Source organism: Desulfomicrobium escambiense DSM 10707 (genome assembly GCF_000428825.1).
Classification (GTDB): domain Bacteria; phylum Desulfobacterota; class Desulfovibrionia; order Desulfovibrionales; family Desulfomicrobiaceae; genus Desulfomicrobium; species Desulfomicrobium escambiense.
In genome coordinates this window covers 41,975-54,302 of record NZ_AUAR01000001.1, presented here as the reverse complement: position 1 = coordinate 54,302, position 12,328 = coordinate 41,975, and the positions used below count along the sequence as shown (strand labels likewise).

The window sequence follows — 12,328 nt, the reverse complement described above, 5'->3', positions numbered from 1 at the left end:
ACCGAAGACAAACTTTTCGAAAATAATCGCACTCCCCCAGGATCATTGCAGTCTGCGCCCAGTACTCATGCAACACTCGCAGCCGCGTTTCAGTGCCGCGCGCACGGATCACCGGGAACCTGAAAACTATTACAGAAAAAAGATTATTGAAACCCAATCGGAATTATGAAATAACTAAAAAAAATTATTGAACAAATAAACTTGTGACTCGTGATCCGGCAGGTCCTGGTGCATCATGGACGCTCTTGAAAAATCCGCTCCACGCAAAAATACCAAAATTTCATTTCGTACCGATGAACTCACGCTCGCTAAACTCAAGGCTGCCTGTCGGATCGAAAACAAGACAATTTCATCTCTGATCGAAGACGTTCTCACGGAACATGTTCTGCGTCAGGAAGCGCCCATGACTTCTCCTGATGAAAAACGGCAATGTCAACGAAAGCAGTGTTCTATTTCAGCTGTCATATTCTCAACAAAAGATGAATCTGCTTTTTTCTATCATGGTACGATTGTAGACATGTCCTTATCTTCGATGCAGATTCTTTTGAAAAATGTTCACGCCGAGCATGCGTTTCAAAGTGGGTTTGAAATTCTTTTTTCTCTCCCTCATTGCGACCATCCAATGCTGCTTCCATGTCGTTTTGTGAGGGCAAGCTATCTTCATGGGGAAACTATGCTTGTCGCTCATTTCAAATCTACGAATCCTGTCGAAGAAAACATTATCAAGCATTTCCTGACGAACTGCAATCTGACGAATGACAGCCTCGCAAAAAAGAGGCACAGGTGACTACAGCTTCCTGACTGCATGCAAGGATATTGACAATGGAAACGAAAAGTTTGTTGAAAAGAAGGGTATTGCGCGACGACGTTGCAGAATACCTCATGGAATCCATCTTGCGCGGAGACCTCAATCCTGGCGACAAGATCATAGAATCCAAACTCGCCCGCGAGCTGTCCATCAGCCAGGGAGCCGTACGCGAAGCCATCCGGGACCTTATCGCGCAGGGCGTTCTGGAGACAGAGCCGTACAAGGGAACGCGGATCAGGACGCTGAGCAAGGAACAACTCAACGACTACTATGACGTGCGCACCGAAATCGAGGCCCTCGCTGTCCGCTGGAGCGTGATCAAGCACCGCTCAAGATACCTGGACCTCGACTACCTCAAGAACTGTGTCGACAACATGGCCGTCTGCGTCGAAATGAACGACACCAAGAACATGCGCAAGAACGACATGGCCTTTCATCTCGCCATCGTCCAGGGCGCCCACAGCGAATCTCTGGCCAAGGCCTGGCACTCCCTCGGCAACTACTACTGGACCTATATCGCGGTCTACTACGACCACGCTGCGTCCCTGCTCAATGCACAAGTTGACAAGCACCGCATGATGTACGAGGCCATCGCTGGCGCCGACATCAACGCCTATGCCCAATGCGTGCGCGGCCATTACTTCGACGCCAACACCCTCTTCCCTGAAAAAATATCCGACTGACGGTTTCGGACGAACATAGCCCAACCACGGTCCCGAGCCTGGTTGCACGAAGGCATGTACCGCAGCAACGTAAGCGGCACATGCCTTTTTCTTTGTATTCAGATTGGTGACCGTGCGGTATGCGCGAAAAAAAAGGCCGCCTAGTGACAGGCGGCCTTGAGGATTGAATTCTCAACCGGCTACAGAATTCGCGGCTGGATGAAGATCAGGAGTTCGGCCTTGTTCTTCGTGTCGTACTTGTTCTTGAACAGCCAGCCCAGGCCGGGAACGTCACCCAGTCCGGGAATCTGGCTCTTCTCGGAAGTTTCCGTCGTCTTGAGTACGCCGCCTATGACGATGGTCTCGCGGTCGCTGACCATCATTTTCGTCTTGGTCGACTTGGTGTCGATGTCCCGGCCGTCGCTCTTGGGGCTGTCGTCGCTGATGTCGAGGTCGAGGATCAATTTGTTGTCAGGCGTAATCTGCGGCAGCACCGATATCTTCAGCACCGCTTCTTCGTATTCGGTCGTCGTACCGCCGCTTTCCGACTCCGTGGCCGTTGCGAGCTTCGTGCCCTGCTGAATTTCCGCACGGTTGTTGTTCAGGGTGAGGACACGCGGCGAGGATATGGTCTTGACCAGGTTCTTCTGCTCACCAAGCTGCAAGGATGCATCCAAGGCGAAAAGGTCCTCACCGAGGAATTTGCCGACTGTTCCGCCCAACGTTATGCCGTTGGCGGTGTTGATGGCGTTCAAGCCGGTTGACGTGAAGGTGCCGCGCCATTGTTCATTCGGCAGATTCGGAGTGGTTTCGGTCTGATAGGTCGTGCCCCACTTGACGCCCAAACTGCGCTGGAATTCGTCGGTGGCGTAGACAAGGCGGGCCTCGATCATGACCTGGCGCTCGGCCCGGTCCAGCTTCTTGATGAAGCTGTCGATCCGGTCGAGGGTCTCCTCGGTGTCGGTCACGATCAGGATGTTCGTGCGCGGATCGGAGGAAACGGTGCCGCGGTTCGGCGTCAGCAGGGTCTTGACCTTGCCCTCGAATTCGGCGGCCGTGTTGTAGTTGATCTGGATGTACTCGGTCTTCAGCGGGGCCAGGTTGCGCATGCTCTCCTGGGCCTGGATGGCCGCCTCGCGGGCCTTCTGCAACTGGGCGCGTTCGGCTTCGAGCTTCGTGGCCGAGGCGATGCGCATGATGTTGCCCTTGATGACCATGCCCAGATTCTTCTGCAGCAGCACGAGGTCAAGGGCCTGATCCCAGGGGATGTCCACAAGCTTGAGGGAGATGTTCCCGGAAATGTCGTCGTCGAGGATGAGGTTGTAACCGCTGATTTCGGAAATGAGGCGCAATACCTGTTCGACGGAAGCGTTCTGCAGGTCGATGGAAATCTTCTCACCCGTGTAGTTTTCCTTCATGCCCGGAAAGAGCGTGTTCAGCTCCTGGATCTCGCTCTCCTTGTACACCGGGTCATCGGATGCAGCCTTGTCGACGTCGGCCATGGCCGCGGGTTGGGCGGACTTGCCGGTCTTGACGAGGACATACGTTTCATCGCCCTTGCGCAGCACGGACAGAGCCGGGTTCTCGGCGCCGGCAAAGACCAGATAGGCGTTGCCGTCCTTGTCGTTATAGGCGGTCACGGTCTCGATCTTGGTGCCGAGCTTGCTCACGTCATACTTCTTGAGCAGGGATGGCTGGAATTGCGCCTTGCGGAACGTCAGCTTGAACCCGTCGGCCTGCTCGGGCACGACCTCGAAGGGCAGGCTCGAATAGGTCACGACCTGCAACGAATCCTTCGTCGGCTTGAAATTGAGGGTACTGATGACGTTCTTCGGCAGCTCCGGGGCCGGGATGTCATCGGAAACGAGCATCAACCGCCCGAGGCTGTCGGACTGGCGGGAGAGCAGGAACTTGCTCTTGGAATTCAGGAAGACGTTCAGCGCCTTGACCTGTCCGCCGTCCATCTCCTTTTCGAGCCGGCTGACCAGTGCCGTCTCGTTGAGGGGCAGAACGAAATCCGTGACACCGGGAGTGAAGAGGATCTTCACGAGCTTGTCCCCGTCGAAGTCCGCATAGAGCTGCGTTCCCGCGTCGATGGGCACGTCGATCATGGTCTTGCCCAGGGATTCCGACAGCACGGCTTCACGACCGGAGGCGGGCTGCTGGGCATCCGCGGTACCGGTATCGGTGAGGGCAGGCTTGGAGTGTGTTGCGCATGAAGTCAGCACAACGATACAACTTACAAGTAAGAATCCAGATATCGCTCTGAAAATCTTCATAGCACTCTACTCCTTCTCTTGCCGCAATCTTAAATTAATTGTTCTCTTTTTCGCTTCACCGAATACGTCGATGACATCCTCTTCAACAACGAGCATTTCGTTTCCGATGGATGTCACGACACCGTCATAGAGTCCTATGGTCATACCGGGGCGTATCAGGTAGCTCTTGCCGTCAGGCAGTTCGACCATGGCCAGGGAAACCCCGGCGCCCTTGTTCAGGATGCCGATGAGCTTCAGGCTGTGGACGTCGACCGTCTCCAGAGGAGTGGTCGCCTTCTTTTCGAGCTTGGCCTTCTTGGCCGCCTGCATCGCTTCGAATTCACGAATCTTGATGAACGAGACGAAGGGATCGATTTTCCCCGCCCCGCTGTAGGGGGGGGTACGGGAACGTGATCCAGTCGGGGAATTCCCCGTCGGGTTGACCGGCTTGGGGCGTCTGCGCGCTGGCCGAGACGCAGAGGAAAAGGACCAGGGTGGGGAGTAAAAGAAGTGCTTTCATGGCTGCGTCACTTTTTTGCTTGTTTTGCGGCTTCACGCGCCTTGATTTCCGCCTCGGTCAGGGCCCTGTAAACCTGCAGCGTCAGGCTGGTGTTCAGATATTTCTCCGTCGGGGAGAAGTCGGACACCGGGCTGAAGGTGACATTCTGGATGCTGACGAGGCGATCCAGCCTGGACAGCCGGTCGAAGTAGGTCACCAGACGGTGGAAGGTCCCGCTGATCTGCAGCTGGATGCTCCTCGTGGCGTAGAACTCCTGGACCTGCTCGGCGCCGGGCTGGAACAGGATGAATTCCACGTTTTCGTCGCGCCCGAGCTGCTCGAAGGAGGACAGGAGCATCTCCAGCGCCCTGGCGTCTTCGGGCAGAAGCGTCTTGGCGTAGTACAGCTCCTTCTTCCGCAATTCCAGGCTGCGACGCAACTCGGGCAGGTTCGCGACCTGCGCCCTGAACATGGCGATGTCCTTGTCGAGCTTTTCGATCTCCTGCGTGGCCTTGGCGATCTGGGTGAGCTTGTCGTCCAGGATGAAGTACCAGTACCCACCGTAGACCGCGAGCGTCAGGCCCAGAAATATCAGAAACTTCTGCAGGGCGGACAACGCACCTAATTTTTTGGAAACTGCGGATTTATCCATTTGTCGTTCCATTCGTATTTGTGTTTTCAAAATACTCCTGGGCCATCACGGAGCACTCGAAGGCCACCAACCCGAGCCCGTCCACGGCCCGGCGGGACGTCCTGCGAGTATCCACCAATTTGATATACTTCGACAATCTGAGGCGCTCCACGTAACTGGCGAATACTTGGTTGTCCAAGGCGACCCCGCTCAGGGCGATATTGCCGTTGGCGTTAATCGTGAAAGTCTCGAACCACATCTTGTCCTTGGGCATGTTCACGACGATCTCGTCGATGTATTTGACGGGAAGTCCTTGGCGCAGGCGGATGTCCTTGATGACCTTGATCCGCGTCTCTATGTCCTTGAGTTCCTGAATGACGCTGTTGACGATGGCGACCTCTTTTTCAAGCAGCGCCTTCGTTTGCTGCTTCGCGGCCACGGATGCCTGCAGCGTACTGAGTTCTGAAGAAAAATAATAATCGACACCATAGACAGACCCAAGCATCAACAAAATTCCCAGAATGAAGAAGACTGCGCCTTTTTCGACATTGGTCGACTTCGATCGTTTTTGCTGAGGGAGTAAATTGATTTTTATCATAATAAGTTTCCAGTATTAAATTGCTCTCAAGGCAAGGCCGAAAGGAACAACCATCTGTGGTCCTATCTCATCAAGGTACTCTTTCTGGAACGTATTGTTATCAACGTAAATTTTGCGGAAAGGATTGTGATAATGCACTTCAAGATTCAATTCCTTATGAAAAACATCCCGAAGCCCTCCAAGCAATGCCCCTCCCCCGGACAAGTAAAGAGATTCAGCAGGAGTTACGTTACTCGATGACGAATGATAAAATCCGATGAGGCGCCTCAGTTCGTCGCACCAGTTCTTGAAAATCTTGTTCACGGCCTCGGAGATGGACCGCAGTTCCTTTTCCCCGAGATCGTCCTTTCCGCTGAGCTTGATGCGCTCCGCGTCCAGACGCTTGATGTTCAGAATGGATGCGAGAGACTCCGTGACAGCCCTGCCGCCAAAGGAAACCTCGCGCAAAAAGGAAGGCTGGCCGTTGTGGTAGATGCAAAAAACGCTCTGCGCGCCGCCTATGTCGAGAAGATAGACGGGCTTTTCCTGAAACTCGGGATAATTGTGTTCGAAGCTGTTGCACAGGGCGAAGGAGTCAACGTCGATCACCGACAGGGAAAGGCCCGATTGCGAAATGACGTCGCTCAGATTCTGCACCACCTTCTTCTTGCTGGCCACGAGCAGCACGTCGTAGCTCTTTTCTTTCTGACCGGGGCCAAGGACCTGGTAGTCGAGGAAGACGTCGTTGATGTCGAAAGGAATGTACTGACGCGCGTCCTTCATGACCGTATCGCCGATGGCCTTCGCAGATTCGGCCTCGAACACGACCCGCTTCACGATGACCGCATGGCCGGCCATGGATGATACAACCACCTGCTCCTTGAGCTGAAGCTCGGACCAAAGCCCGTTGATCTTCTTTGCGGTGGCCGAACTGTTGTCCAGATCACCCGGCTGCCATGGGCAACGGGCTATGCTTTCCAGGACCAAGTCGCCTTTTCCCGGCCGAATCTTCACCATCTTCAGCCATTCACTTCCAAGATCCAATCCTACGCCGGCGTTTTTCTTTGAAAAAAAACCTAATTTTTTCACAGCGTTACGTCCTCAGTGATTATTTTCGCGACCCAAGACCCTGCATTTATTCGTTGATACTTTTTTAACTAACACAAAATGCGTCGTCAAAGCAAGAAATAATGAGTAGAAAAACAATGCGCGAGCTAAAGAACTTTTCGCATCCTGATACAGACGCTTTGGCTCAAATCCTGACTCTTTTTGTCAATACACGTACACACTCGATCCAAACAGCCACACAATGCCCGCATCGATGCGTCATGCTGAATTCGATTCACGCCTCGTATACGCACCGCGTCGCTCCAAAAAGGATCACACAACGGCTCCAGGGTCGAGAATCAGCCGCACGCATCCCCTCGCACTATGTAGCATCGCCAAGGCTGGCTTTCGCAGCACCGCCCCTATGCGACGAAAAAAGCCCGCTCCGGAAAGGAGCGGGCTTGCAGTAGTTCAACAGCCCAAACCCGATGAATCATGACGGCAGGCATGATCCATACGTACCGGATGCATCGCGCAGGATCACCCTGTAGGGGATTTCTGCGCAGTCCGACGCGCGCCGTCCTAAATCCGTTCCAGATTGGCCAGAAGGATCTGTCCGAACTCAACGCATCCAACCTGGCGAGCGCCCGTCATCTGCGAGGCCAGATCGACGGTTACGCGTCCGTCGGCAATGGCCAGTTCCACGGCCTTGCGAATTTTCGTTGCGGCCTCGTGCCAGCCGACGTGATCGAGCATGAGCGCGCCAGAGAGAATGAGGCTGCCCGGGTTGGCGAGGTCCTTGCCCTCGATGGTCGGGGCCGTGCCGTGGGTGGGCTCGAAGAAGGCCAGTTCGGAACTCATGTTGACCCCGGGGGCCAGGCCAAGGCCGCCGACCTGGGCGGCAAGGGCGTCGGACAGGTAGTCGCCGTTCAGATTCGGCGTGGCGATGACATCGTAGTTCTCGGGGCGGATGAGCACCTCCTGGAACATGGCGTCGGCGATCCTGTCCTTGAGCACTAGGGCGCCGGGAGGGCAGCAGTCCTGGCCTTCCAGGACGAGGCGGCCGGCAAACTCCTCGGCGGCCAGTTCGTATCCCCAGTTGCGGAAGGCGCCTTCGGTGAACTTCATGATGTTGCCCTTGTGGGCCATGGTCACACTGCGGCGCTTCTGATCCAGGGCGAACTGGATGGCCCGCCGGATGAGGCGCTTGGAGCCTTTGGCCGTCATGGGCTTGATGCCGATGCCGCTCTCGGCGTCGACGTTTGCGCCCATCTCGTCACGGAGGAAGGCGATGAGCCGCTTGGCCTCGGGGCTGCCCGCCTGCCACTCGATGCCCGCGTAGACGTCCTCGGTGTTCTCGCGGAACACGACCATGTCCACCCGCTCGGGGTGCTTGACCGGGCTTTCAATGCCCTTGAAATACTGGATTGGACGGATGCAGGCGAAGAGGTCGAGCGTCTGCCTGAGCGTCACGTTCAGGCTGCGAAACCCTTTGCCCACCGGGGTCTCCAGGGGCCCCTTCATGGCCAGGTCGGCACCCTTGAGGGCTTCGAGCGTCGATTCGGGCAGGTAGGAGCCCGTTTCGGCAAAGGCCTTCTTGCCCGCCAGCAGTTCCACCCACTCGAATCCGCGTCCGTCGCCATAGGCAACCTCCACCGCCCTGTCCAGAACCGGGCGGCCGGCGGCCCATACTTCCTTTCCTATCCCGTCTCCCTCGATGAAATATACCCTGCGCTTCATATCTTCTCCTCTCACGAATGAATAAAACCCCTCCCGGGATTTTTTCGGATAGTAAAAGATTATTGATCGCGCAACTGACAAAAAGGGGCCTCAGCTGAAGCAGACCTCCACCATCATCGGTCCGTACTGCGTTTCAAATGGTATGGCCAGTACGGCGCTCGTGGAAACGTGGCGGATGATGTGACCGGAGCCGGTGATGACCGAAGGGATGGCGCCTTCGAAAATCATGCCCATGCCCACAAGGCCCTTGCGCGCCTGTCCGGAGATCATGTTGGTCAGTTCCCCGACGGCGTCGGTCACCGCATCGTTGATCTCGGTCTGCTCCTCATAGATCATCGCGCTGACGATACCCAGTGCAGTTGCGGCCGTGAACGTCAGCGACATCGTCCCCCTGCTTTTGCCCTTGGGGTTGGAAAAGCCAATGACGCCCGTAATGTCTCCCTTTGCGCTGGCATCCTGCTTCACAAAGGGCGTTCCTGCCTTGGCCTCCGTCATGGCCATGGTCTGCAGGACCGATGTCGTTGCCTCCACGAACTGCGCGATGATCCCCTTTATCGTATCATTCATATTGATGCACCTGTCTCATTGTCTTGAGGTGATGAAAAACTGCGACGTGTCACTGCGATTTCACCATGAGGTGGAACAGCGTTTGTACATAACGCCCCGAAACCACATCCGCCAGCGCGAAATGCGGCAGGGCCCCCCGTGCGATGGTGCCGGCGAAAGCGAACCACAGTTCCAGGGACAAGGCTTCCAGTGCGGGGGCGAGCACCGTTTCCCAGAGTCTACCTGCCTTTTCTTCGTTCATGCTGAAGGAACGGCATTGCAGGGGACGGGAGGAAAAGAGGATGCACGACCCGTTCTCCAGCAGCGGACACCGGGCGTCGGCGTCGGACAGGCAGAACTCCTCGGCGCTGACCTGGCTGGCCGCAAGGCGTTCGCGCCGCGCCGTCTCCACGGCCCGCGAAATTACCTCCAGGCGCTTTTCGCTGCTGAGCACGACGTTCATCCTCTGGGTGACGTACACGGCCTCGACCATGGTCAACTGAATGGGCGTGCTGCAGCATCTGGCGTGGTCCCGGCCGCACATTTCCAGAGGCCTGCCCGCCTCGTCGTCGACCCTGGCCTGCAGCGCCTCGTAGTCGCGAAAGAACGGGCTGAGGTCCACGGCCTTGTGCATCTCCAGCGACGGCTCCCGCACGGTCAGCTTGGGGCTCTGCCGCCCGTATTTGCGGATGGTCCACCACTGCGAGAAGTTTGCCGGCTTGGAGCGCAGGGTGCGCAGCTTGAACCAGGCCAACCGGTGCCCCAGGCCCCGGCGCAGCAGGTAGGCGTTGAGCACGGTACCGGTACGCCCGATGCCGTGCCGGCAATGGATGAGCACCTTCTTGCCCAGATAGATGGCCTCGTCGAGCCAGGCCAGGGCCTTTTCCAGCTCCTCCAGCTCGGGCGCCTCCTCGTCGGCCAGGGGCATGTGGTAGACCTCGAATCCTGCCGCGCACTCGATGTCGTGCAGGTCGCAGAACTCGCCGCAGAGGTTGAGGATGGCCCCGACTCCGGCCGCCCGCAGGTAATCGAGCTGTTCGTAGCTCATGGGCGCGGCGCCCACGGCCAGCTGGTCCGTGACCCAGGTCGCCCTGTACGCTTCACTCATGGGCGGCCTCCGGAAAAAAGCTCTGCATGAAGGAGGCCGCTTCCCGCTTGGCCTGCGGCACATCCGAGAGCCGGATGTCCATGAGCCGCGTCACGGCAAGGACAAGGCCCAAGGCGTGCAGGGCCCTTGCCGTCTCCTCCATGCCCACGCGGGCCAGGGACGCGTCGAGCATGTCCCCCCGGATGACGGTCTCGTATCCGAACCGCTCCAGGACATCGCGCACGAAGATCAGCCGGTAGGCGCGCTGGTTCAGGGCGGCCCCGCCGCCCTTGAAGCGGAATTTGACGTAATTCGCCCCGGGCGTGTCGCCGCACAGCGCGTCGACGATGGAAAAGTGGTATCCGAAACGAATGTTCAGGTGCATGTATTCCCTGGCGATGATGGCGTAGCTGGCGAGAATCCTGGAATCCATGCGAAAGATGCCCGAGCTGACCCGGTCGAACTCCTCCCAGTCCACATGCAGCTGGCCGCTGTCCCAAGTCACGCGCCCGTCGGCCAGCCCGTCCCACATGGCGCGCAGCGGAGCGCTGTCCAAGTGCTCGACGTCCACTGGCCCTTTGCCCCCGGCCTGCGGCGAAAGCCCCCCTCCCAGGTCCAGGACGTACATGACAAGGGGCAGATCCGTGGCCAGCCTGCGCGACCGACCCAAACCCCTGCCGCCCCTGCCGACCAGGGAGAACATCTCGGCCACGCTCTTCTCGTGGCAGAAACGGACCACGTCGTGCAGGGACCGGCACCCCTCGGGCGTGAAATTATCCGCGTCCGGGTCGATCAGGCCGAGATGGACCGCCACGGCGGCCAAGTCTTCGTTCCCGGCCCGAATTCTGGCGTGCATTCTCTCGACGTCGCGGCTTTGCGCCATGACGCCCGGCAGGCAGCCGGCAAAGATCTTTCCGGCGCCGCCGTCCACGGTCACCACCTCCCCTTCGCCAAGCACGCCCGGTCCGCACCCCACCACGACGGGCACCCCGCGCTCACGAGCCACGGAGGCCAAGTGGCTGGCCCGGCTTCCGCTGCCGGCCACGATGCCGGCGATGCGGTCCAGGAACTGCGAAAGGGCCGGCCGCAGCGAAGCGGTCACAACCACGGAACCCGGCGGGATGGAACGGAAGTCCGCCCCCGAGGCCACGTGAAAGACCGGACCGCACGCCGCCCCTGGCGAGGCGCAGTCCAGTTCCGACATGAGCAGCGGGGCCGCCTTGGCCTCCTCGGAGGAAAAGGCCTCTCGGTCCTCGTCCTGCTGGAGGCGCCTCGACTGCAGGATGACGAGGCCGTCGGTGTCCAGGGCCCATTCCACGTCCTGAGGCTCGTCGAAAACGTTCTCCAGGCGCATGCACCACGCCCCCAGTTCCCGCAGCACGGCGTCGTCGACCATCGGCGCGCTTTCGCAGGCGCAGCCCATGAGGATGTCCGGCTGCGCCTCCCGCGAGAGGTAGTGTTTGCCCGGCGTGGCCGAACCGTCGACCAGGTTTGCGGCCAGGCCACCGACGACGTACACGCCCACGGCCTTCCCGCCCACCGCGGCGCAGGCCGGGTCGCGGGTGTAGACCACGCCCGCGGCCCGGGCGCGGACCATGGGCAGGACCAGCACCGCCATGGCCGTGTCGAAGTCCGTCAGGCCGTGCCGCACGCGGTAGGCCACGGCGCGGGGGCAGTACTTCCCGGCCAGGACCCGCTTGTAGGCGCCCAGGACGTCGCCGGGGGCCACGTCGAGTTCGCTGGCGTACTGCCCGGCGAAGGAGATCTCCCCGTCCTCGGCCACGGCGCTCGATCGCACGGCCAGGCGCCGACCCTCCAGGCCGCTGCTCCGCAGCGCGTCCATGATCTCCGCGGCGACGTCCGAGGGGACTTCGGCGGCGAGAATCAGCTCCTGCAGCTCCCCGGTCACGCGCACGATGGCGTCGTGGTTGGAGAGGGATATGTCCCGAAAATGGCGTTCGACCTCCTCTTCCAGGGCATTGTCGCGCAGGTAGCGGACAAAGGCCGAGGCCGTGACCACGAACCCCGGAGGGGTCGGAACGCCGTGACGGCGCGCGAAGGACAGGTTGGCAGCCTTGCCCCCGGCCTGTCCGGCATGGTCGCAGGCCTCGTCGAGGCTCAGGACATACGGGGGATCCGCGGCGGGAGGCGGTTGCGTCACGAGCCTCGATATCTCCGCGGAGATCCGGTCCAGATTCTCGGGCAGGGATTCATACGCCTGCGGGTTCATGAGACAGAGGCGGTCGGCCATCTCGCCCACGCCCTGGGTCAGTTCCCCGAGCAGAAACCTGATCCGCGCCATGTCGGCCGGGTCGTGCCCGTAGAGATGCGCGTCGAGGTCGGCGACGAGGTCCAGCGCCCTGGAGTCGCTGCGCAGCAACTCCTTGAAGTGTTCGTACTTCTCCCGGATATGACGGTTGGGAGCCAGCAGGCGGGTGAACCAGTGACGCAGCAGACGTGACGCGATCATGCA

General features: G+C 58.9%; 10 protein-coding genes and 1 pseudogene. 2 read left to right on the top strand and 9 right to left on the bottom strand.

Annotated features, from left to right (window positions below; genetic code table 11):
- The first annotated feature begins 235 nt into the window (after positions 1-235).
- Positions 236-787 (top strand): PilZ domain-containing protein, encoded by a 552-nt coding sequence (locus G394_RS20480; RefSeq protein WP_084435147.1) that lies wholly within the window; start codon positions 236-238, stop codon positions 785-787.
- 35 nt (positions 788-822) lie between these two features.
- The gene (locus tag G394_RS17290; RefSeq protein ID WP_084435145.1) at positions 823-1,491 is read left to right on the top strand and encodes a GntR family transcriptional regulator; all 669 of its coding nucleotides are present in this window, start codon (positions 823-825) and stop codon (positions 1,489-1,491) included.
- Between the two features lie 179 nt (positions 1,492-1,670).
- Here the strand turns inward: G394_RS17290 and G394_RS0100230 are convergent, their stop codons facing one another.
- The 9 genes and pseudogenes from G394_RS0100230 to G394_RS0100190 all read right to left on the bottom strand — a co-directional run bounded on the left by G394_RS0100230 (position 1,671) and on the right by G394_RS0100190 (position 12,325).
- Positions 1,671-3,608 carry a type IV pilus secretin PilQ gene (locus G394_RS0100230; protein WP_028575932.1) on the bottom strand — a complete coding sequence of 646 codons (1,938 nt, stop codon included), beginning with the start codon at positions 3,606-3,608 and terminating at the stop codon, positions 1,671-1,673.
- Positions 3,609-3,755: 147 nt separating this feature from the next.
- Positions 3,756-4,142: pseudogene (locus tag G394_RS0100225) on the bottom strand (pilus assembly protein PilP); the annotation flags it as partial.
- A gap of 113 nt (positions 4,143-4,255) precedes the next feature.
- A complete protein-coding gene (locus tag G394_RS0100220; RefSeq protein ID WP_169725509.1) occupies positions 4,256-4,879 on the bottom strand; it encodes a type IV pilus inner membrane component PilO in 624 nt (207 codons plus the stop codon).
- On the bottom strand, positions 4,872-5,456 hold the full coding sequence (locus G394_RS0100215) for a PilN domain-containing protein (RefSeq protein WP_028575929.1): 585 nt from the start codon (positions 5,454-5,456) through the stop codon (positions 4,872-4,874). The genes G394_RS0100220 and G394_RS0100215 overlap by 8 nt, the downstream gene beginning before the upstream one ends.
- 15 nt (positions 5,457-5,471) lie before the next feature.
- Positions 5,472-6,524 carry a type IV pilus assembly protein PilM gene (gene pilM, locus G394_RS0100210; protein ID WP_084435139.1) on the bottom strand — a complete coding sequence of 351 codons (1,053 nt, stop codon included), beginning with the start codon at positions 6,522-6,524 and terminating at the stop codon, positions 5,472-5,474.
- 540 nt (positions 6,525-7,064) lie between these two features.
- Positions 7,065-8,222 carry an NADP-dependent isocitrate dehydrogenase gene (icd, locus tag G394_RS0100205; protein ID WP_028575927.1) on the bottom strand — a complete coding sequence of 386 codons (1,158 nt, stop codon included), beginning with the start codon at positions 8,220-8,222 and terminating at the stop codon, positions 7,065-7,067.
- A 90-nt stretch (positions 8,223-8,312) separates the two neighbouring features.
- On the bottom strand, positions 8,313-8,789 hold the full coding sequence (locus G394_RS0100200; protein WP_028575926.1) for a chemotaxis protein CheX: 477 nt from the start codon (positions 8,787-8,789) through the stop codon (positions 8,313-8,315).
- 49 nt (positions 8,790-8,838) lie between these two features.
- Positions 8,839-9,876, bottom strand: a complete 1,038-nt coding sequence (locus G394_RS0100195) for a protein-tyrosine phosphatase family protein (RefSeq protein WP_028575925.1) — start codon at positions 9,874-9,876, stop codon at positions 8,839-8,841.
- Complete coding sequence (locus G394_RS0100190; RefSeq protein ID WP_028575924.1) at positions 9,869-12,325, bottom strand: PEP/pyruvate-binding domain-containing protein; 2,457 nt, start codon at positions 12,323-12,325, stop codon at positions 9,869-9,871. Before G394_RS0100190 ends, G394_RS0100195 begins: the two co-directional genes overlap by 8 nt.
- Between the last annotated feature and the right edge of the window lie 3 nt (positions 12,326-12,328).